This is a genomic window from Nonomuraea sp. NPDC005650 (genome assembly GCF_040605375.1).
Lineage (GTDB): Bacteria > Actinomycetota > Actinomycetes > Streptosporangiales > Streptosporangiaceae > Nonomuraea.
In genome coordinates this window covers 45,842-66,283 of record NZ_JBEXCR010000018.1, presented here as the reverse complement: position 1 = coordinate 66,283, position 20,442 = coordinate 45,842, and the positions used below count along the sequence as shown (strand labels likewise).

Below are 20,442 nucleotides of genomic sequence, written 5' to 3'. Positions count from 1 at the left end.
GGCGAAATGAGTGCTGACACCCTGGCCACGGCGAAACCCGCTGTAGAGCTGGAGGGCATCACCAAGCGTTTCCCCGGTGTCGTCGCGAACCACGACATCCGCATCACCGTAGAACCGGGCACGGTGCATGCCATCGTCGGGGAGAACGGCGCGGGCAAGTCCACGCTGATGAAGATCCTGTACGGCATGCAGAAGCCGGACGAGGGCAGCATCAAGATCAACGGCGCCGAGGTCAGCTTCCGTACGCCGAGCGACGCCATCGGCGTCGGCATCGGCATGGTCCACCAGCACTTCATGCTGGCCGACAACCTCACGGTGCTGGAGAACATCGTCCTCGGCGCCGAGCCGAAGAAGGTCGGCATGCTCGACCTGGCCTCCGCCAGGAGGCGCATCACCGAGCTGGCCGAGAGCCACGGCCTGCGGGTCGACCCCGACAAGCTCGTCGAGGACCTCGGCGTCGGCGACCGCCAGCGCGTCGAGATCCTCAAGGTCCTCTACCGGGGCGCGCGCATCCTCATCCTCGACGAGCCGACGGCCGTGCTCGTGCCGCAGGAGGTCGAGGAGCTCTTCCAGAACCTGCGCGAGCTCAAGGCCGACGGCCTGACCGTCATCTTCATCTCCCACAAGCTCGACGAGGTGCTCGGCATCGCCGACGCGATCACCGTGATCCGGCGCGGCACCACGGTCGCGAGCGTGAACCCCGGCGACGTCACCGCCCGCCAGCTCGCCGAGCTGATGGTCGGCAGCGAGCTGCCCACGCCCGAGACCCGCGAGTCCACGGTGACCGACGTCGTGACGCTGCGGGTCGCCCAGGTCACCATGGAGGCCGACGGCTACCACGCCTCCGCCGACCCCGCCAAGCTGCGCGAAGAAGGCAAGCGGCTGCTCCTCGACGACGTGTCGTTCGAGATCCACCGCGGCGAGATCCTCGGCATCGCCGGCGTCGAGGGCAACGGCCAGTCCGAGCTGATCGAGGCGATCATGGGCATCCGGCCCGCGCACGGCAGCATCGAGCTGGACGGCCAGGACATCAGCGACTGGTCCACGCTCAAGCGCCGGGAGTCCGGCATCGGCTACATCCCCGAGGACCGGCACCGGCAGGGCCTGCTGCTGGAGGCCTCGCTGTGGGAGAACCGCGTGCTCGGCCACCAGACCAGGCGGCCCGCGCGCAGCGGCATCTGGATCAACCGGCGGGCCTCGAAGGCCGACACCGAGCGCATCGTCAAGGACTACGACGTGCGCACGCCCAGCGTCGACACCCTGGCCCTGGCCCTGTCGGGCGGCAACCAGCAGAAGCTGATCGTGGGCCGCGAGATGAGCGGCGAGCCGAGGTTCCTCATCGCCGCCCACCCCACCAGAGGCGTGGACGTCGGCGCGCAGGCCGCCATCTGGGACCACCTGCGCAACGCCAGGGCGGCCGGGCTGGCCGTGCTGCTCATCTCCGCCGACCTCGACGAGCTGATCGGCCTGTCCGACACGCTCCGGGTGATCTACCGCGGACGGCTCGTGGCCGCGCTCGACCCTTCCGACATCACGCCCGAGCGGCTGGGCGGCTACATGACCGGCGCCATCGCCGGCACTGAGGAGACGTGATGCCCGCCGGGCTCAACCGGGCGCTGCTCACCGTGGCGGGCGCCGTCGTCGCCATCGTCCTCGCGATCGCGATCTCCAGCGTGGCGATCATCGCGGCGGGCGCCAGCCCGTTCGACGCGTTCGCCGCCTTCTTCGACTTCGGCGCGACCCCGCGGGCCGTCTCCAACGGCATCGCGACCTTCCTCAACCGGGCCGTGCCCCTGTTCATCGCCGGTCTCGCGGTGGCCGTCGGCTTCCGCATGAACCTCTTCAACATCGGCGTGGAGGGCCAGTACCGGCTCGCGGCCATCGTCGCGGCGTACGTGGGCTCGACGTTCGAGGCGCCCGCGCCGATCCAGATCGCGGTGATCATCGTGGTCGCCGCGGCCGTCGGCGGCCTCTACGCGCTGATCCCCGCGGTCATGAAGGTGACCAGGGGCGTGAACGAGGTCATCGCCACGATCATGCTGAACTACATCGCGATCAACCTGACGTCCTACCTCGTACGCGGCCCCTTCGCGGGCCAGCGCGCCGCGGGCCAGCTCACCACGACCACGCCGCAGCTGCCCGAGTCGGCCATGTTCCCCAACCTGAACTTCCTGTTCGACGGGTTCGGCCTGCTCCCGCCCACGCGCGGCGGCGGCCTGTGGGGCTTCCTGACCGTGGCGATCGTGCTCGGCGTGGTGGTCTGGGTGCTGCTGGAGCGGACCAGGTTCGGCTTCAACGTCAAGGCCAGCGGCCTCAACGGCCCGGCCGCCCTCGCCTCCGGCGTCAACCCCAAGACGATGGTCATCGCGGCGATGGTGCTGTCCGGCGCGATCGCCGGGCTCATCGGCCTGCCCGAGATCCTCGGCGACAAGGGCGCTTTCAACTCCAACTTCACCGCCGGACTGGGCTTCCTCGGCATCGCGGTGGCGCTGCTCGGCCGGAACAAGCCCGTCGGCATCGCGGTCGCCGCGCTGCTGTTCGCCTTCCTCGACCGGGCGCAGGGCGCGCTGCAGATCGCGAACGTCCCGCCGTCCGTCATCACGATCATCCAGGGCGTCACCGTCCTGCTGGTCGTCGTGGCCAACGAGGTGACGAACCGGCTCGCGCTCAGACTCGAGGAGCGCCGGGCCGCCCAGAAGCTCGGCATGAACACTCCGGTTGAGGTGGCAGCATGACCAGGTTCACCAAGTACCACCTGGTGCTCGTCAGCATCGCCGCGCTCATCCTGCTGATGTCGCTGGTGCGCGTCGTGTCCGGCCAGAACGACATCACCTCGTCCGGCACGTTCGCCGCCGCCCTGCTGCTGGCGGTGCCGATCGGCCTGGCCGGCCTCGGCGGCCTGTGGGCCGAGCGGGCCGGCGTGGTCAACATCGGCCTCGAAGGCATGATGGTGCTCGGCACCTGGTTCGCCGGCTGGGCCGGATACCAGTGGGGAGCCTGGGCCGCGCTGCTGGCCGGGCTGCTCGGCGGCGCGCTCGGCGGGCTCATCCACGCCATCGCGACCGTGTCGTTCGGCGTCGACCACATCATCAGCGGTGTCGCGATCAACCTGCTCGGCCCCGGTGTCACCCGCTTCCTGTCCGAGGTGCTCTACAAGGAGGGCACCCACGCGGGGGACGCGGGCGCCGGCATCACCAGCTCGCCCGCGATCACCTCGCCCGCGCCGTCGGTCAGCCTGCCACTGCTCTCCGACGGGCCCGACCTGCTGGGCAAGCTGGAAGGGACCCACTGGTTCCTCCTCTCGGACCTGGCGGGCATCCTGCGCGGGCTCACGCACGACGTGAACGTGCTCGTCGTCCTGGCGGTCCTGCTGCTGCCCGTGACGTTCTTCGTGCTCTGGCACACCGCGTTCGGGCTGCGGCTGCGCTCGGCGGGCGAGAACCCGTGGGCGGCCGAGTCGCTGGGCGTGAACGTCTACCGGATCAAGTACGTCGCGGTCGTCATCTCCGGCGCGTTCGCCGGGCTCGGCGGCGTGTTCCTGGTCTTCGTCTCCACCAAGTACGTCGAGGGCCAGACGCAAGGGCGCGGCTTCATCGGCCTGGCCGCCATGATCTTCGGCAACTGGCGCCCCGGCGGGCTCGCCGTCGGCGCCTCGCTGTTCGGCTACGCCGACGGTCTCCAACTGCGCAGCAACCAGGCGATCACCTCGTTCTTCCTGTTCGGCGCCGTGCTGCTGCTCGGCTACCTGATCGGCAGGGTCCGCCGGATGTTGTCGCCCGACCGGCCCGCCGAGCTCGCGGCCAGGGGCGCCAGGGAATATACGCTGATGGCGGTCGCCGCCGCGGGCATGGTCGTGCTCTTCTGGCTCTGGCGGACCGTCGACCAGCTGCCGAACGAGTTCGTCTTCATCACACCACACGTGCTCACGCTGCTCGTGCTCATGGTGGCTTCGCAGCGGCTGCGAATGCCCAAGGCCGACGGCGTGCGCTACCGCCGGGGGGAACAACATTGAGCACCATCGACTGGGACGGCCTGCGTAACGTGGCCGCGGAGGCCATGCGGAACGCGTACGCGCCGTACTCGAAGTTCCCCGTGGGGGCGGCGGCGCTGGTGGACGACGGGCGGATCGTCTCCGGCTGCAACGTCGAGAACGCCTCCTACGGCCTGGGCCTGTGCGCCGAGTGCGGCCTGGTGTCGGCGCTGCAGGCGTCGGGCGGCGGCCGGCTGGTGGCCTTCACCTGCGTGGACGGGCACGGCGAGCTGCTGATGCCGTGCGGGCGCTGCCGGCAGCTGCTGTACGAGTTCGGCGGCGAGGACCTGCTGGTCGAGACCGTGGACGGGCCGAAGCGGATGGCGGGGATCCTGCCGTACGCGTTCGGTCCCGAGGACCTCAGCCGGAGCGCCTGAGCCATGGACGCCATCGAGGTCATTCGCGGCAAGCGCGACCGGGGCGAGCTGACCACGGCCCAGATCGACTGGGTGATCGACGCGTACACCCGCGGCGTGGTCGCCGACGAGCAGATGTCCGCGCTGGCCATGGCCATCCTCCTGAACGGCATGAACCGGCGCGAGATCGCCGACTGGACCCAGGCCATGATCCGCTCGGGCGAGCGCATGGACTGGTCGGCGCTCGACCGGCCCACCGCCGACAAGCACTCGACCGGCGGCGTCGGCGACAAGATCACGCTGCCGCTGGCGCCGCTGGTGGCGGCGTGCGGGGCGTACGTGCCGCAGCTCTCGGGCCGCGGGCTCGGGCACACCGGCGGCACGCTCGACAAGCTCGAGTCGATCCCCGGCTGGCGGGCCTCGCTCTCCAACGACGAGATGCTGCAGGTCCTGCGCTCGGCGGGCGCGGTCGTGTGCGCGGCCGGGTCGGGGCTGGCGCCCGCCGACAAGAAGCTGTACGCGCTGCGCGACGTCACCGGCACCGTCGAGTCGATCCCGCTGATCGCCTCCTCGATCATGTCCAAGAAGATCGCCGAGGGCACCGGCTCGCTCGTCCTCGACGTGAAGGTGGGCTCCGGGGCGTTCATGAAGACCCCTGAGACGGCTCGGGAGCTGGCCGAGACCATGGTGGCCCTGGGGACCGACGCGGGGGTCCGCACGGTGGCGCTGCTGACGGCGATGGACCGGCCGCTGGGCCGGGCCGTGGGCAACGCGCTGGAGGTCGCGGAGTCGGTCGAGGTGCTCGCCGGCGGCGGGCCCGCCGACGTCGTGGAGCTGACGGTACGGCTGGCGCGCGAGATGCTGGAGGCGGCCGGGGTGTCGTCCGGCAAGGACCCCGCGAAGGCCCTCGCCGACGGGTCGGCCATGGACGCGTGGCGGCGGATGATCGTGGCGCAGGGCGGCGACCCCGACGCCCTGCTTCCCCGGGCGGCGGAGACCCTGACCGTGGAGGTGCCCGCGTCCGGGGTGCTGACCCGGCTGGACGCGTACGCCGTGGGGCTGGCCGCCTGGCGGCTCGGAGCCGGCCGGGCGCGCAAGGAGGACCCGGTGTCGTTCGGGGCCGGGATCACCCTGCACGCCAAGCCTGGGGATCTGGTGCGCGCGGGGCAGCCCCTGATGACGCTGCACGCGGATGAGACGGCCCGGTTCGAGCGTGCCCTGGAGGCGCTGGAGGGCGGCTACGCGGTGGGCCCGACGAGTGGGGACCAGTTGCCCCTGGTCATCGACCGCATCACCGCTTCCTGACGAGCCCCGCCCCGAGGGGCGCTCGCTTCTCGCCGCAGCGGCCTGGAAGGGCTATGGGGTCGCTGCGCGAAAGGACGCCGGGGGATGGGTCAGCGGGCCAGGGCCGGGGCGTCGGCGAAGATCTCGGTCAGGACGGCCCGCTGCGTGGGGAGGGCCTCGGCGTGGCGGGCGCGGCCCTCGTCCGTGATGCAGACGAACACGCCCCGCCGGTCCGCGTCGCAGACCCCGCGCGACACGAGCGCGGCCTTCTCCAGGCGGGCCACCACCCGGGACAGCGCGCTCTGGCTCAGGTGGACCTCGTCGCAGAGCTCCTGGATGCGCAGCTTCCTGTCGTGATGGACGATCCGGTCAAGCACCTCGAACTCGCTCGGCCCCAGCCCATGCCGATCTCCCAGCTCACGCTCCAGGGCGCACATGGCCTTGGCGTGCTTGGCCAGGACGTAATGCCAGGTGTCGACCACGAACTCCTCGTCCATGTCGCGGAGGTTACCACTTCGCTAAAACTGATGCAACGGCATTAAATGCGTTTGCATTAGATGCAGACGCATGTATTGTTCTGTCCCATGTCCTCTTCCTCATCCCGTTGGGGCGCGCTCGCCGTGCTCTGCGCAGTGATCTTCCTTGACGCCCTTGACGTCTCGATGGTCGGTGTCGCCCTTCCCGCCATTCAGCACGACCTGGGCCTGAGTACGTCATCTCTGCAATGGGTGGTCAGCGGCTACGTGCTCGGCTACGGCGGTCTTCTGTTGCTCGGGGGCAGGACCGCCGACCTGCTCGGGCGGCGCAGGGTGTTCCTGGTCGCTTTGGGGGTCTTCGCCGTTGCGTCGTTGCTCGGTGGCATTGTGGACGACGGTGGGCTGCTGATCGCGGCCCGGTTCGTCAAGGGTGTGGCCGCCGCGTTCACCGCACCCGCGGCTTTGTCGATCATCACGACGACCTTTCCTGAGGGACCGGAGCGCAACAAGGCGTTGAGCATCTTCACCGCCTCCGGTGCCAGCGGCTACTCGCTGGGCCTCGTGCTGTCCGGTCTGCTCACCGAGATCGGCTGGCGCTGGACGCTGTTGATGCCGGTTCCCGTGGCGCTGATCGCGCTGCTGGTCGCGCCGCGGGTGCTGCGCGGCCGTGACGAGCGGGCCGAAGGCGGTCACGACCTGATCGGCGCCGTGCTGATCACCGCCTCCATGCTGCTGCTGGTGTTCACGGTCGTGCAGGCGCCCGAGGCCGGTTGGACCTCGCTGCAGACCATCGGCTCGCTGGTGGCGGTGGCCGTGCTGATCGGCCTGTTCGTCTTCGCCGAGCTGCGGACGCGGCACCCGCTGGTGCGCCTCGGCATCCTGCGCTCCGGCCACATCGTCCGCGCCAACCTGGGGCTGCTCATCCTCATGGGCTCGTACGTGGCCTTCCAGTTCGTGGCCATGCAGTACTTCCAGAACCTCCTCGGCTGGTCGGCCCTGGGCACCGCCCTGGCGTTCCTGCCCGCCGGCCTGCTGGTCGCGGTCACCTCGACCAAGATGGGCGACTTCGCCGACAGGTTCGGCACCGCCAAGCTGATCGTCATCGGCTCCGCCGCGCTGGCCGGCGGGTACGCGATGTTCCTCGGCATCGACCGCAACCCCAGCCTGGGCGGCCTGGTCATCCCGGGCATGCTCCTGATGGGCATCGCGTTCGCGCTGTCGTTCCCCTCGCTGAACATCCAGGCCACCACCGGCGTGGACGACGACGAGCAGGGGCTGGCCTCCGGGCTGCTCAACACCTCCGGCCAGGTGGGCGGCGCGATCGTGCTGGCCGTGGTCACCGCCGTGCTCACCTCGGGCGGCGGCGAGACGCTCTCGATCGGCTCGCTGCGCTCGGCGATCCTGGTCTCGCTGGTGCTGGCCCTGGTCGGGCTGGTGATCTCGGCGACCGGGCTGCGCGCCCGCAAGGCCGTGGCCGTCGAGAGCGAGAACGCCAAGGTCTACGAGACCGTCTGACCCTCGTCACGAGAAGGCCCCGTCGCACGCGGCGGGGCCTTCTCGTCATTCCAGGGCACCGATCGGGAAGTCGTAGCCGATCTCCTCCTCGTCGTCCCCGCGCTCCGCGCTCTTCCCCGACCGTACGTCGACCTTGGTCAGGTAGGCGTCCTCCTCGTCCTCGTCCGGCTGGCGTACGAGGACCTCGCCGGTGCTGAGCCAGCGTTCGACCGCGATCACGCCGTAGTCGCTCAGGGCCGTGCGGGGGCCGAAGACGCGGCCGGTGCGGGCGTTCATGGTGACGAGCCGCTCGTCCGCCGACACCAGGGCCAGCGTGCGGCCGTCCGGGGAGAGCGCGGCGCCATGCTCGATGAGGCCCGGGTCCACGCGGTACCCGCGGCTCGCGCGGCGCTTCGCGCCCTGGACGGTGAGGGTGGTGACGGACGCGTGGCCCGGTACGTCTTTCACGTCCACCTCGTCGCTGACCACCCGCGTGCCGTCGTTCCCCACGGCCAGGATCTTGATCTTGGCGCCTTTGACGTGCCGGGTCCTGCCGGTGTCGAAGTCGAGCAGCGCGCCGTCGGCGGCGCCGAAGTCGAGGGCGAAGTAGCGGCCGTCGGGCGAGGAGGTGATGTGCGGGAGGGTCTCCTCGTGCTCGATGTCGATCTTCTTGACGACGCCCGTGGGCAGGTCGTGCACCACGTACGTGCCGTCGCGGTGCCGGTAGGCCAGGCGGTGGCCGTCCTGGCTGATGGCGAGGGGCAGGGCGAGGAGCGTCTCCTCGTCGTAGCCGGCGCGCGCGGCGTGCAGCCGCCACTCCTTGCCCGACGTCGTCGTCAGCCGCCACTGGCCGCACGGCTGCGGGTCGCTGGAGTCGGTGGCGTCGCCCTCGCAGTAGCTCGTGTGCGCGTACCGGATGGGGTCGCTCAGCTTGTCCGGCATCGCCGTGGGGACGTCGTCCGGTGACGGGAGGTCGGTGCTGAGGTCACCGGCCGCGCGCTCCAGGTTGCCCGCCAGGGTGCTCGCCGCGATCACCACCAGGGCCGCGAACGCGCCGACGACCCCCGCGGACACGGTCGCCCACATGGCGACGCGGCCCCTGCGCCGCCTGCCGATGCGGGTCAGGACGGGCTCGGAGAGGTTGGTGTGCGGCATCTCGGCCGCGATCCGGACCAGGGCGGCACGCAGTCCGGGCTCGTCGGCGTCCGACGCCTGCGCCGGGGCCGCCCACGGGGTGGACTCCGCCTCCTCCTGGGGGTCGCCCGGCGCCGCCCAGGCCGCCTCCTGCCCGTCGCCGGGCGCAGCGGGCTCCGACGCCGCTCCCTGGGCGTCACCCGGTTCTGAAGCCTCCTCCTGCTGCTGCGCGTCACCCGGCTCCGGCACCGCCTCCTGCGCATCGCCCGGCACCGCCTCCTGGGCCTTGCCCGCCTCCGGGGACGGGGCGTCGCCCGGCTCCGCGGAAGGGGCGGCGGCGGGCTCTGTGGAAGGGGAGGCAGGCTCTGTGGAAGGGGCGGCAGGCTCTGAGGGAGAGGTGGCGGCCGGTTCCGGGGACGGGGGGTCGGCGGGTGGTTCGGGGTGGGTGAAGAGCTCGGGGTGTGCCGCCTGGAGGTGGGTGCGGGCCTGGCGGGCCTCCTCGTCCAGGGCGGCGGTCCACAGGCCCGTCACCATGGCCACCTGCTCCGGCGGAAGCCTGTCGTGGTAGCGCGCCACCAGCACGGCTCGGGCCGTGGGCGCCAGTACGGCCAGCACGTGCCCTTCGGGTGAGGACGAGGGCGAGGGTGAGGGCGGTGGCGCGGCGGCCAGGAAGCGCGCGTACAACTCCCGCAGCACCGTCACGGCCGGCTGGCCGTGGCGGATGGTGGACCAGCTGCGGCCCGCCGTGACCAACGCCTCGACCGCCAGCTCGCGGGCCCGGTCCGCGTCACCCGTCAGCAGGTACGCGGTCCGCGCGAACGACGTCGAGTAGTTGGCCAGAAAGGTCGATAAATCGGCAGACTTATTCACGTATATGACTCCTAGTGGGGTGATCAGGGTACTCGGCAGAGCGGACGCCCGGCCGCGACGTCGCATGCGGGCCCGCGAGCCGGGCATCTAAGGGGTATGCGCTCGCCAACCCCGCGAGCAGGCCGGTCGGCCCGCGTCCTCGCCCCGCTCGCCTGCCTGGCCCTGCTCACCGCCTGTGGCCAGGTCACCCAGACCGCCCTGCCGGAGCAGCCGGCCGCCACCCGTACGGATCGGCCGGAGCCCGGCACGCCGACGAGCACCGCCGAGGTGGACGTCCAGCGCGACGGGATCGAGCCTGCGATCGTCACTGCCGTCCGGTTCGCCGGCCACGGCACGTACGACCGCGTGGTCATCGACCTCAAGGGCAAGGTCCCCGGCTACAGCGTCCAGTGGGTGGACGAGCTCGCCGGGGACGGCTCGGGCAAGCCCATGAATGTGCGCGGCGGCGCGTACCTGCAGGTCACGCTCTTCCCGGCGAACGCCCACGACGCGAAGGGCAGGCTCACGTGGAACGGCGGCCCCGTCTTCCGCACCGGGCTGCGCAACCTCACCGACGTCGTCAGGACCGGCGACTTCGAGAGCCGCGTCGGCATCGGCCTGGTGCTGGCCAGGAAGGCCGCGTTCCAGGTCAAGGAGCAGGGCGGTGCCGGGCGCCTGATCATCGACGTGGCACACTGACGTCGTGGTGAGAAAGATCGAGGGCCCGGCCCGCATACCCGTACCCGGCGGAAAGCTCATCGACGAGCACATCGGCCGCGTCAGCAGCGGCGACGACGGGATCTCCATAGCGCACATGACCGCCCCGCCCGGCTGGGAGGAGCCGCCGCAGCGGCCGCAGTTCACCGAGTACACCCTGGTGCTGCGCGGCCTGGTGATGGTGGAGCACGCCGAGGGCACGACGGAGGTCGCGGCCGGGCAGTCGGTGGTGACGTCGCCGGGGGAGAAGGTTCGTTACAGCGCAGGTCCGGAGGGCGCCGAGTACATCGCGGTGTGCCTGCCCGCCTTCTCCGCGGAGAGCGCCGGGCGCGACTGAACCATTCGGGAAGGACGTCCTATCATGGCCAGATGAGTCCCACGCTTGACGAGATCCGTCGGGCTCCCAAGGTGCTGCTGCACGATCACCTCGACGGCGGGCTCCGCGCCGAGACGATCATCGAGCTGGCCAGGGAGACCGGTTACGATCGGCTGCCCACTGAAGACCCCGACCGCTTGCGCCACTGGTTCGAGGAGGCGGCCGACTCCGGCTCGCTCGAGCGCTATCTGGAGACGTTCGAGCACACCGTGGGGGTCATGCAGACGCGCGAGTCGCTCGTCCGCGTGGCCGCCGAGTGCGCTCAGGACCTCGCGGACGACGGCGTGGTCTACGCCGAGGTGCGGTTCGCGCCCGAGCAGCACACCACGATGGGCCTGAGCCTCGACCAGGTGGTCGAGGCGGTGCTCGACGGGTTCAAGCAGGGCTCGGAGGGGCGCGGCATCCGGGTCGGCACGCTGCTCACGGCCATGCGGCACAAGGCGCGGTCCATGGAGATCGCCGAGCTGGCCGTGCGCTATCGCGACGTGGGCGTTGTCGGGTTCGACATCGCCGGGGCCGAGGCGGGCTACCCGCCCACGCGGCATCTCGACGCGTTCGAATACCTGCAGCGGGAGAACGCCCACTTCACCATCCACGCGGGCGAGGCGTTCGGGCTGCCGTCGATCTGGCAGGCGATCCAGTGGTGCGGCGCCGACCGGCTCGGCCACGGCGTACGGATCATCGACGACATCTCCGTGTCCGACGACGGCTCCGCCAAGCTGGGGCGGCTGGCCGCGTACGTGCGTGACAAGCGCATCCCGCTGGAGATGTGCCCCACCTCCAACCTGCAGACCGGGGCCGCCCAGTCGATCGCCCAGCACCCCATCGGGCTGCTGCGGCGGCTGCACTTCAGGGTCACGGTCAACACCGACAACCGGCTGATGAGCTCGACGTGCGTGTCGCAGGAGTTCGCCAGGCTGGTGGAGGCGTTCGACTACGGCTGGGATGACCTGCAGTGGTTCACGGTCAACGCGATGAAGTCGGCGTTCATCCCGTTCGACGAGCGGCTGGCGCTGATCAACGGCGTGATCAAGCCGGGGTTCGCGCAGCTCAAGTGGCAGCCGTGAAACAGACCTACCGGTCCAGGACCGCGTTCGTGCTCGCCTGGGTGTGGCTGGCCTTCGTCGCGTTCAACGTCTGGGACCTGATCGCCCACTACACCGGCAAGTCGTCGCTGGTGGCGCTGGCCGTGCTCGGCGCGATCACCGCGCTGGTCTACGTGATCGCGCTGCGCCCCGCCACCGTGTTCACGGAGGCGGGGCTGGTCGGGCGCAACCCGCTGCGCACGACGTTCCTGCCGTGGGCCTCGGTCGAGGACGTGACGGTGTCCCACTCGATCAACGTCGAGTACGGCGACGAGCAGGTCCTGCGGCTGTGGACGCCGATGAGCAGCGCGCGGGAGCGGGCCAGGGCGCAGCGGCGCGGGGCGCCCAGGCAGCAGCGGGGGCGTTTCAGCACCGAGCCCACGCTGTCGAAGGCCGAGCAGGCGGCGGTCGAGGCGTTCGCGGGCAAGACGCACGCCGACTGGGTGGGCGAGCAGATCCGCGATCGCGCCGAGTCGGCCAAGCGCCGCGAGGAAGAGGCGGCGCCGGCCCGGGTCACGTGGTCCTACGACTCCATCGCGGTGCTGGCGGCGGCCGTGATCCTGGTGGTCGTGGCGATCGTCATCGCCTAGGCCGGTTGACGAAACGGGACATGCCCTCCCGGGCGATGCCCGACTCGTCCACCTGCCTGGCGGCCTCCGTCTCCCGTTCGAAGGCGCGCTCGACCTCGTCCGGGGACGGCCGCAGGAGCGCCAGGTGGACCGCCGTGGCCGTGCCCGGTCGAGTCCAGTGGCGCACGCGTTCGGCCGCCGCGTCCAGCAGCCGCTCCGGGGCGACGATCTCGTCCAGCAGGCCCGTGGCCAGGGCCTGCTCGGCGGTCATGCGGGTCGAGTCGAGCACCAGCCGCAGCGCCCTGGCGCCCACCAGGCGGGGGAGCAGGTAGCTCGCGGCGTTCGAGATGGACAGGCCGAGGTGGTTCTCCGGCAGGAAGTACTCGGCCGCCGGGGTGCCGATGCGGGTGTCGAAGCACAGCGTCCACTCGGCGGCCCCGCCCACGGCCAGGCCGTTGACCGCGGCCACGACCGGGACCCGCGTCTCCAGCACCGCCCTGGTCATGTCGTGGAAGAGCTCCACCTCCTCGATCAGCGACTTGCCGGCGGCCTCGTGGATGTCCTCGCCGGCCGAGAACGCCCGTCCGGTGCCGGTGACCACGATGCCCCTGGCGTCCTTGCCGCACGCGCGGACCGCGGCGGCCAGGTCCCGGCGCATGCCCGCGGTGAGGGCGTTGAGCTTCTCCGGGCGCGCGAGCGTGATCAGGGCCACGTCGTCGCGTTCGGTCACTTCGATCATGATCTCTCCTTGGTCTGCGAGGGAGCGCCGTTGCCTGGAGTGAGGCCCGTGAACTTGGCGAGGGAGCGCCGTCGCCTGGACTGAGGAGCGGCGGGAGCGTAGCGACCAGAGCGACGAGGGAAGGCGACGGCTCCAGGGCGACCGAGCCGGCCTCACGGAGTGAGGCCCGTAAACACAGCCGGGGTCGCGCGCTGGTCTCGTTCGGGGGAGAGGAGGTGGCGCTTCTCGATGCGGGAGGACGGGGTCAGCGTGAACCGCGCCACGAACTCCACGTACTCCGGGATCTTGAAGCGGGCCAGCCGCTCCCTGGCGTGGTCGATGACGCTCCTGGCCGTCTCGGCGTCCGGGGCGTGCCCGGGGCGGAGCTGGATGAACGCCTTGGGCAGCTCGCCGAACAGCTCGTCGGGAATGGGCACCAGAGCCGCCTGGAGGACCGCCGGGTGCTGGGTGAGCACGCCTTCCACCTCGGCGCACGAGATGTTCTCGCCGCCCCGCCGCACCATGTCCTTCACCCGCCCGGCGTGGTGGATGTAGCCGCGCTCGTCGCGGAAGCCGAGGTCGCCCGTGTGGTACCAGCCGTCCCTGAACGCGTGGGCGGTGGCCTCCGGGTGGTTCCAGTAGCCGTTCATCATGGGCGTGCCCCTGACCAGGATCTCGCCGGTCTCCGCGTCGAGCGTGACCTCCTTGCCCGGGTACGCGAGCCCCATGGCGCCGGTGCCGACGGTCTCCACGGCGTCGACGGGCACCCCCAGGTCGGGCCCGCTCTCCGTGGACCCGTACAGCTCGCGCCACGGCGCGCCCCAGCGCTCCTCGAACGCCTGGTGCAGGTCCGGCCGGATGCCCGAGCAGAGCACGAGGCGCATCCGGTTGTCGCGGTCGCGCGGGTGGGGCGGCTGCTTGTGCAGGAGGAGGGGCATCGAGCCGAGCACGTACGTGATCGTCGCCCCGTGCTCCCTGGCCGAGGCCCAGAAGCCGGAGGCGGAGAAGCGGGGGAGCACGACGAGGGGGATGCCGCCGACGAGGCAGAAGAGGGCGGCCCACTGGGGGTCGATGTAGGAGTAGGGCTGGGCGATCAGCATGACGTCGTCGTCGCGCAGGTGGGCCTGGTCGGCGATGAGCTGGGCGGTCCTGAGCCAGTAGCCGTGGGTGAGCATGCAGGCCTTGGGGAAGCCGGTGGTCCCCGACGTGTACTGAAAATTCGCGATTTCGTGGGTCAAGGCGGGGGGTTTGGCGCCCGGCTCCGGGTCGAGGAGGTAGACCGTACCGGGGATGTGCGGGGCGTGTTCGGCGGTGGTCAGGGTGGCCACGGCGCCCGAGTCGCGCAGGACGTGCTCCAGGTCGGCGGCGCGGTAGCGGACGTTCACCGGCACGGTGACCGCGCCCGCCTTCAGCACGGCCAGCCAGCTCAGCGGCCAGCCGGGGACGTTGTCCATCATGATCGCCACTCGGTCGCCCGGCCGGACGCCCTTGTCGATCAGCGCGGCGGCCAGGCCGTCGGACCGGGCGTCGGCCTCGGCGAAGGTGAGCGAGGTGCCGGGGAAACGGAGGAACTCGCGCGAGCCGTACGCGCTAGCGGCGTGCCTCATCAGGTCGGGGATCGTTGCGTGCATGCGGCGGCTCCCACGGGAAGTCGGGCAGCAGGGAGAGATCGAGGGTGGCCCGGGCCGGGGCGGACGCGCGGACGGCGGCCAGGCCGATCGTGACGAACTCGGCGCACACCTGCTCCAGCGTGGAGTCCCCGTCGGGGCGGTACCACTCGCTGGTGCCGGTGCACATGGACATCAGGGCGAGGCGGGTCAGCTTCTGGTCGGCGACGCGGAACACGTTCTGGGCGACGCCGTCCGCGAGGGCGTCCTTCCAGTGGGCCTCGTAGGCGTCGCGGAGGGCGATGATCTCGTCGTGGGCGGGTGAGCCGGAGGTGAGGGAACGCAGTTCGCCGTCCATGACGCGGCTGGTCATGGGGCTGAGCGCGTGGACGGAGGTGAGGGAGCCGATCAGCAGGGCGAGGCGGTCGGCGGGGCTCCGGACGTCGTCCAGCATGCGTTCCGTGGCGTCGATCAGCCCTTGCTGGGCGACGCGCATGAGGTCGGCGAGCAGGGATTCCTTGCTCGCCACATGGTGATATATCCCGGCATTGGTCATGTTGACCGCTTTGGCCAGATCGCGGATGCTCGTGGCCGCGTAGCCCTGCCGGGCGAACAGCAGCACCGCCGCCGTCCTGATCCGCCGGTTCGCATCCGCGTCCCGGTCGGTGAGGTCCAGAGTCCTACCGAACGTTCGGTCGCCCATGGTTGGAAAAATACCCCATGGCATTTGAAATCGCCATAGGTTGACACTGACACCGTGTCAGGCCCTAGACCTGGAGACATCATGTTCGGCATTGGAGATTTCGCCAGGCTTGGGCTGGTCTCGGTGCGCATGCTGCGTCACTACGACGCCATCGGCCTGCTGCGCCCCGCGCACGTGGACCCCGTCACCGGCTACCGGTCCTACCAGGCCGAGCAACTGTCCCGGCTCAACCGCATCGTCGCGATCAAGGACCTCGGCTTCACGCTGGAGCAGGTCAGCGCCATCCTCGACGAGAAGGTGAGCACGGAGGAACTGCACGGCATGGTACGGCTGCGCCGCGCCCAGCTCGAAGCCCAGATCAGCGCCGACCTGGCCAGGCTCCGGGGCGTCGAGGCGCGACTGCGCACCATCGAGCGGGAGGGGCACCTGCGTACGCCGGAAGTGGTCCTCAAGAACGTGAGCCCGATCCGGGTCGCCGAGCTCAGCGCCCTGGCGGCCGGCTACGAGCCCGAGCACATCGGCCCCGTCATCTCGCCCCTTTTCGTGGAGGTCTGTCGCCGGGTGGAGGCCGCCTCCGTACGGGTCACCGGCCCCGGGATCGCCTATTACCAGGAGGAGGACGACGGCTCCGTCCTGGTCCACGCCTGCCTGCCGGTCGCCGTACCGGCCGAGGGCGCGTACGACTGCCAGATCGTCGACCTGCCCGAGCTCCCGACCGCGGCCACGATCATTCACCATGGGTCGATGGAGGCGGTGGGGCCGACGTTCCAGGCGCTGGCCCACTGGATCGAGGAGAACGGCTTCCGTTCGCTCGGCCTGGCGAGGGAGATCTCGTTGCACTGCCCGGATAACCTCGACGAATGGGTCACGGAGCTCCAGATCGAGGTGACACCGGCGTAGTGGACACGACGGGGCTGGAGCCGCACCGGGCCGAGCTGACGGGCTACTGCTACCGCATGCTCGGCTCGGGGTTCGAGGCCGAGGACGCGGTGCAGGAGACGTTCGTCCGGGCGTGGCGCACGTACGACGCCGCGCGCGGGCCGCTGCGCGCGTGGCTGTTCCACCTGGCCACGAACATCTGCCTCGACATGCTGCGGGGCCCGCAGCGCCGCGCCCGCGCCATGGACCTGACCCCGGCCGCGACCCCGGGCGCCGGCCTCGGCGCGCCGCTCCCTCCCGAGCGGTGGATCCACCCGATCCCGGACGACCGGCTCAGCCCCGAGGAGCTGGTGGTGGCGAGGGAGACGGTCAGGCTGGCCTTCGTGGCCGCCCTGCAGCACCTCCCACCCCGCCAGCGCGCCGTCCTCCTCCTCCGCGACGTGCTGAAATGGTCTGCCGCCGAGACGGCGGACCTGCTGGACACCACCGTCACGTCCGTCAACAGCGCCCTGCAGCGCGCCCGCACCAAGCTCCCGGCCGTCGGCCCGGGTGACGAGGAGGTGGACGAGGGCCTGCTGGCCCGCTACGTGTCGGCGTTCGAGCGCTACGACGTGGACGGGCTGGTGTCGCTGCTGCACGAGGACGCGACGGAGTCCATGCCGCCGTTCACCTGGTGGCTGCGCGGGCGCGAGCACATCCGCGCCGTCATGGTCGCGGCCGAGGCCGACGCCGCCTGCGCCGGCGCCCGCCTGGTCCCGACCCGGGCCAACGGCTCCCCGGCCTTCGGACAGTACGTGGGCGGCGAGGCGTTCGCCCTGGTCGTCCTCGACGTCGCGGGCGGCCTCATCACCGGCGTCACCATCTATCTTGACCCCGGTCTGTTCCCCTTCTTCGGGCTGCCGATGAGTTTCGACCACGCGCTCCGTACTGAGAGGTGAAGGAGGAACACGACATGCCACAGATCGTCGAATTTCCCGAGCGTCCGTACATCGGGATCCGCAAGACCATCACCATGACCAGCTTCAACCTGGTCGGAGACCGGATCGGTGAGCTGATCGGCTGGCTCGCCCAGCGCGGGGTCTCCCCGGCCGACGCCCCGTTCTTCAGGTACGACAGCATCAACATGGCGGAGGACCGGCTGGTGGTGCAGGCGGGAGTGCCCGTTCCGGCGCCGATGGCGGGGGAGGGCGAGATCTTCGCCGACGTCCTGCCCGCGGGCCGCTACGTCACCACCTCCCACCACGGCCACCCGGACCAGCTGATGAGCGTCAATGCCGGGATGCTGAAGTGGGCCGCGGACCAGGGCCTGACCTGGGACATGACCGAGAAGGACGGGACGGAGCACTGGGGCTGCCGCTTGGAGCTCTACCAGACCAACCCGGCGATCGAGCCCGACCTGAACAACTGGGACACTGACCTCCAGTTCCGCCTGGCCTGACCTCCGGGGCGAGTTGACGCGGCGCGGAGTGGCGAAGAAGGAGAACCATCATGAAGCACCTGCTGCCGAGGCACGGGTGACCGAGTGAACGAGTCGCTGCTGCGTGAGCTCGTGCCCGCGGTGATCGGGGTCCTCGTCCGGCGCGGAGCGGACTTCGCGTCGGCCGAGGACGCCGTGCAGGAGGCCCTGATCAGGGCGCTGGAAAACTGGCCGGACGATCCACCGCGCGATCCGAAGGCCTGGCTCGTCACGGTCGCGTGGCGCAAGTTCCTCGACTCCACCCGCGCCGAGGACTCCCGGCGAGGGCGGGAACTCGCCGTGGAGGCCGAGCCGCCCGCCGGTCCGGCGCCCGCCACGGACGACACGCTGCGGCTCTACTTCCTGTGCGCGCATCCCACCCTGCCGCAGGGCTCGGCCGTCGCCCTGACGCTGCGCGCGGTCGGCGGCCTGACCACGCGGCAGATCGCGACCGCGTACCTCGTCCCCGAGGCGACCATGGCGCAGCGGATCAGCCGGGCCAAGCGGCGGCTCGCGGGGCTGCCGCTCGACCAGCCCGGCGACCTCGGCACGGTGCTGCGCGTCCTCTACCTCGTCTTCAACGAGGGCTACGGCGGCGACGTCGACCTGGCGGCCGAGGCGATCCGCATCACCCGCCAGCTCGTCGCCCTGACCGACGAGCCCGAGGTCGCGGGGCTGCTCGCGCTCATGCTGCTGCACCACGCCCGCCGCGCGTCCCGCACCGGCCCGGGAGGCCGCCTGGTGCCCCTTGGCGAGCAGGACCGATCGCGCTGGGACACCTGCCTGATCGCCGAGGGGGTGACGATCCTGCAGGCCGCGCTCGCCCGCGACCGGCTGGGCGAATACCAGGCGCAGGCCGCGATCGCCGCCCTGCACGCGGACGCCCGGAGCGCCTGCGAGACGGACTGGGTGCAGATCGTCGAGTGGTACGACGAACTGCTGCTCCTCACCGGCAGCCCGGTGGTGCGGCTCAACCGCGCGGTGGCGGTCGGGGAGGCCGACGGACCGCAGGCCGGCCTGGCGGCGCTCGCTGACGTGCCACCCGACCTGCCCCGCTACGCCGCGGTGACGGCCCACCTGTACGAACGCGCCGGCGACCTCGAGCACGCCGCCGAGCTGTACGCCGAGGCCTCCCGCGCCGCCACCAGCCTGCCGGAACGCGACCACCTCACCCGGCAGGCCGCCCGAGTGCGTCAACTGCCGCGTCCGTGAGCGCGGCCTCCGGGCCCTCTCGGCGCGAGTAACAACCAGATTTGGTTGTCCCGAACGTGGTACAACCAAATCTGGATGTAACTGGGGGTGCAATGGACGGGTTCATCGGGCGGGAGCGGGAGCTGGCCGTGCTCGGCCGCTACTTCGCACGAGTCGGCGCGGGTGATCGTCCAGGGCGGGCCATCCTCATGCGTGGCCGCCGCCGGGTGGGAAAGTCGCGCCTGGCGGAGGAGTTCATCCACCGGAGCGGCGTGCCCAGCCTCTTCTTCACCGCCGCCCACGAACCGCTCACCGATCAACTCGCGCGTTTCATCGAGGACGCCGCGGCCTCGGACCTCCCTGATGCCGCTCTCTTCGAAGGGGTGGCCCCGACCTCCTGGGACAGCGCGCTCCGGCTGCTCGCCCAAGCGGTTCCGCAGGACTCGCCCAGCATCGTGGTCCTGGACGAGCTGCCTTTCATGATCGCGGAAGACCCGCATCTCGAAGGCAGGCTGCAGCGGCTCTTCGACCGCGAGTTCTCCCGCCGGCCCATGCTGCTCATACTGATCGGCTCCGATCTGTCGATCATGGAGGCGATCAACCAGTACGACCGGCCGTTCTACATGCGGGCGTCGGAGATGGTGATCAATCCGCTCACCCCCGCCGACGTGGCGGAGAAGCTGGGCCTGGCACCCGCCGACGCCATCGACGCCTATCTCGTCACCGGCGGGCTCCCCATGATCCTCGACGAATGGCCGGTCGGCGCGACCGTGTCGGAATTCCTGAACGACGCCGTTCCCGACCCGACCTCGGCGCTCACCGTGAGCGGCGAACGTGCCATGGCGGCCGAGTTCCCGCCGGAGGCACAGGCCAGGGCTCTTCTGAAGGCCATCGGCTCGGGGCAACGCACCTTCTCCTCCATCTCCAAGGCGTCAGGAGGGATACCCGGCACGTCGGTCCAGCGTGGCCTGCAGATTCTCATGGAAAAGCGCATGGTCACGGCCGAGATGCCGCTGTCCGTCCGTCCCTCGAAGGACCGCCGCTACCACGTCGCGGACACCCACCTGCGATTCTGGCTCTCCTTCGTCGAACCGGGCATGCCGGAGATCGACCGTGGCCGCGGCGACCTCGTGCTGCGCCGTATCGAGCGCTCCTGGACGGCCTGGCGCGGTGCCGCGGTGGAGCCCGTCGTCCGCGAGTCGCTGCGGCGGATGGACGGCTTGCCCGAGGCGACCGGAGCCGTCGGCGGCTACTGGACCAGGACCAACGACCCCGAGATCGATCTGGTCGGCGCCGACCGGGAGCCGGTCGCCAAGAAGATCACGATGGTCGGCTCCGTGAAGTGGCTCGAGACCCGGCCCTTCGACCACCACGATCTGGGGGAGCTCATCGTCCACCGCTCCCGGATGCCGGGCGCCGACACCTCCACGCCGCTCTACGCGGTCTCACGCAGCGGCTGCGACGTGGAGGGGGTCAGGCACATCACCCCCGAGGAACTCCTCGAGGTCTGGCGGTAGG

Annotated in this window: 20 protein-coding genes; 15 read left to right on the top strand and 5 right to left on the bottom strand. The window is 70.9% G+C overall.

What is annotated here, in order from left to right; translation table 11 throughout:
- Positions 1 to 6: 6 nt before the first annotated feature.
- From ABZS69_RS29690 to ABZS69_RS29670, 5 genes are read left to right on the top strand one after another with little or no spacing between them, the layout of a single operon-like run.
- Complete coding sequence (locus ABZS69_RS29690) at positions 7 to 1,593, top strand: ABC transporter ATP-binding protein (protein ID WP_355378329.1); 1,587 nt, start codon at positions 7 to 9, stop codon at positions 1,591 to 1,593.
- On the top strand, positions 1,593 to 2,735 hold the full coding sequence (locus ABZS69_RS29685; protein WP_355378327.1) for an ABC transporter permease: 1,143 nt from the start codon (positions 1,593 to 1,595) through the stop codon (positions 2,733 to 2,735). Before ABZS69_RS29690 ends, ABZS69_RS29685 begins: the two co-directional genes overlap by 1 nt.
- Positions 2,732 to 4,012 (top strand): ABC transporter permease, encoded by a 1,281-nt coding sequence (locus ABZS69_RS29680; RefSeq protein WP_355378325.1) that lies wholly within the window; start codon positions 2,732 to 2,734, stop codon positions 4,010 to 4,012. Before ABZS69_RS29685 ends, ABZS69_RS29680 begins: the two co-directional genes overlap by 4 nt.
- Positions 4,009 to 4,407, top strand: a complete 399-nt coding sequence (locus ABZS69_RS29675) for a cytidine deaminase (RefSeq protein ID WP_355378324.1) — start codon at positions 4,009 to 4,011, stop codon at positions 4,405 to 4,407. The genes ABZS69_RS29680 and ABZS69_RS29675 overlap by 4 nt, the downstream gene beginning before the upstream one ends.
- Positions 4,408 to 4,410: 3 nt before the next feature.
- On the top strand, positions 4,411 to 5,691 hold the full coding sequence (locus ABZS69_RS29670) for a thymidine phosphorylase (protein ID WP_355378322.1): 1,281 nt from the start codon (positions 4,411 to 4,413) through the stop codon (positions 5,689 to 5,691).
- Between the two features lie 89 nt (positions 5,692 to 5,780).
- On the opposite strand, the gene ABZS69_RS29665 is transcribed toward ABZS69_RS29670, so the two are convergent.
- Positions 5,781 to 6,167 (bottom strand): MarR family transcriptional regulator, encoded by a 387-nt coding sequence (locus ABZS69_RS29665; RefSeq protein WP_355378320.1) that lies wholly within the window; start codon positions 6,165 to 6,167, stop codon positions 5,781 to 5,783.
- A gap of 87 nt (positions 6,168 to 6,254) precedes the next feature.
- On the opposite strand from ABZS69_RS29665, the gene ABZS69_RS29660 reads away from it, so the two are divergent.
- Positions 6,255 to 7,661: an MFS transporter gene (locus tag ABZS69_RS29660; protein WP_355378318.1), complete on the top strand. Its 1,407-nt coding sequence runs from the start codon at positions 6,255 to 6,257 to the stop codon at positions 7,659 to 7,661.
- Between the two features lie 45 nt (positions 7,662 to 7,706).
- On the opposite strand, the gene ABZS69_RS29655 is transcribed toward ABZS69_RS29660, so the two are convergent.
- On the bottom strand, positions 7,707 to 9,644 hold the full coding sequence (locus ABZS69_RS29655) for a hypothetical protein (RefSeq protein ID WP_355378316.1): 1,938 nt from the start codon (positions 9,642 to 9,644) through the stop codon (positions 7,707 to 7,709).
- Between the two features lie 96 nt (positions 9,645 to 9,740).
- Here ABZS69_RS29655 and ABZS69_RS29650 point away from each other — a divergent pair, with 96 nt between their 5' ends.
- From ABZS69_RS29650 to ABZS69_RS29635, 4 genes are read left to right on the top strand one after another with little or no spacing between them, the layout of a single operon-like run.
- Positions 9,741 to 10,322 carry a hypothetical protein gene (locus ABZS69_RS29650; protein ID WP_355378314.1) on the top strand — a complete coding sequence of 194 codons (582 nt, stop codon included), beginning with the start codon at positions 9,741 to 9,743 and terminating at the stop codon, positions 10,320 to 10,322.
- A gap of 4 nt (positions 10,323 to 10,326) precedes the next feature.
- On the top strand, positions 10,327 to 10,677 hold the full coding sequence (locus tag ABZS69_RS29645) for a cupin (RefSeq protein WP_355378312.1): 351 nt from the start codon (positions 10,327 to 10,329) through the stop codon (positions 10,675 to 10,677).
- A gap of 32 nt (positions 10,678 to 10,709) precedes the next feature.
- The gene (locus tag ABZS69_RS29640; protein ID WP_355378310.1) at positions 10,710 to 11,783 is read left to right on the top strand and encodes an adenosine deaminase; all 1,074 of its coding nucleotides are present in this window, start codon (positions 10,710 to 10,712) and stop codon (positions 11,781 to 11,783) included.
- Complete coding sequence (locus ABZS69_RS29635; RefSeq protein ID WP_355378308.1) at positions 11,780 to 12,391, top strand: PH domain-containing protein; 612 nt, start codon at positions 11,780 to 11,782, stop codon at positions 12,389 to 12,391. The genes ABZS69_RS29640 and ABZS69_RS29635 overlap by 4 nt, the downstream gene beginning before the upstream one ends.
- On the opposite strand, the gene ABZS69_RS29630 is transcribed toward ABZS69_RS29635, so the two are convergent.
- The 3 genes from ABZS69_RS29630 to ABZS69_RS29620 form a co-directional block, all read right to left on the bottom strand.
- Positions 12,381 to 13,109 (bottom strand): enoyl-CoA hydratase/isomerase family protein, encoded by a 729-nt coding sequence (locus ABZS69_RS29630; RefSeq protein ID WP_355378306.1) that lies wholly within the window; start codon positions 13,107 to 13,109, stop codon positions 12,381 to 12,383. The genes ABZS69_RS29635 and ABZS69_RS29630 overlap by 11 nt on opposite strands.
- A gap of 152 nt (positions 13,110 to 13,261) precedes the next feature.
- Positions 13,262 to 14,719, bottom strand: coding sequence for an AMP-binding protein (locus ABZS69_RS29625; protein WP_355378305.1), 1,458 nt, complete (start codon positions 14,717 to 14,719; stop codon positions 13,262 to 13,264).
- On the bottom strand, positions 14,679 to 15,398 hold the full coding sequence (locus ABZS69_RS29620) for a TetR/AcrR family transcriptional regulator (RefSeq protein WP_355378303.1): 720 nt from the start codon (positions 15,396 to 15,398) through the stop codon (positions 14,679 to 14,681). The genes ABZS69_RS29625 and ABZS69_RS29620 overlap by 41 nt, the downstream gene beginning before the upstream one ends.
- Positions 15,399 to 15,479: 81 nt before the next feature.
- Here ABZS69_RS29620 and ABZS69_RS29615 point away from each other — a divergent pair, with 81 nt between their 5' ends.
- From ABZS69_RS29615 to ABZS69_RS29595, 5 genes are all read left to right on the top strand, one after another.
- On the top strand, positions 15,480 to 16,298 hold the full coding sequence (locus tag ABZS69_RS29615) for a MerR family transcriptional regulator (RefSeq protein ID WP_355378301.1): 819 nt from the start codon (positions 15,480 to 15,482) through the stop codon (positions 16,296 to 16,298).
- The gene (locus ABZS69_RS29610; RefSeq protein WP_355378299.1) at positions 16,259 to 17,215 is read left to right on the top strand and encodes a sigma-70 family RNA polymerase sigma factor; all 957 of its coding nucleotides are present in this window, start codon (positions 16,259 to 16,261) and stop codon (positions 17,213 to 17,215) included. The genes ABZS69_RS29615 and ABZS69_RS29610 overlap by 40 nt, the downstream gene beginning before the upstream one ends.
- A 14-nt stretch (positions 17,216 to 17,229) precedes the next feature.
- The gene (locus ABZS69_RS29605; protein WP_355378298.1) at positions 17,230 to 17,715 is read left to right on the top strand and encodes a GyrI-like domain-containing protein; all 486 of its coding nucleotides are present in this window, start codon (positions 17,230 to 17,232) and stop codon (positions 17,713 to 17,715) included.
- Between the two features lie 84 nt (positions 17,716 to 17,799).
- Positions 17,800 to 18,945 carry a DUF6596 domain-containing protein gene (locus ABZS69_RS29600; protein WP_355378296.1) on the top strand — a complete coding sequence of 382 codons (1,146 nt, stop codon included), beginning with the start codon at positions 17,800 to 17,802 and terminating at the stop codon, positions 18,943 to 18,945.
- A 92-nt stretch (positions 18,946 to 19,037) separates the two neighbouring features.
- Positions 19,038 to 20,441, top strand: a complete 1,404-nt coding sequence (locus ABZS69_RS29595) for an ATP-binding protein (RefSeq protein ID WP_355378295.1) — start codon at positions 19,038 to 19,040, stop codon at positions 20,439 to 20,441.
- The last annotated feature ends 1 nt before the right edge of the window (position 20,442 follow it).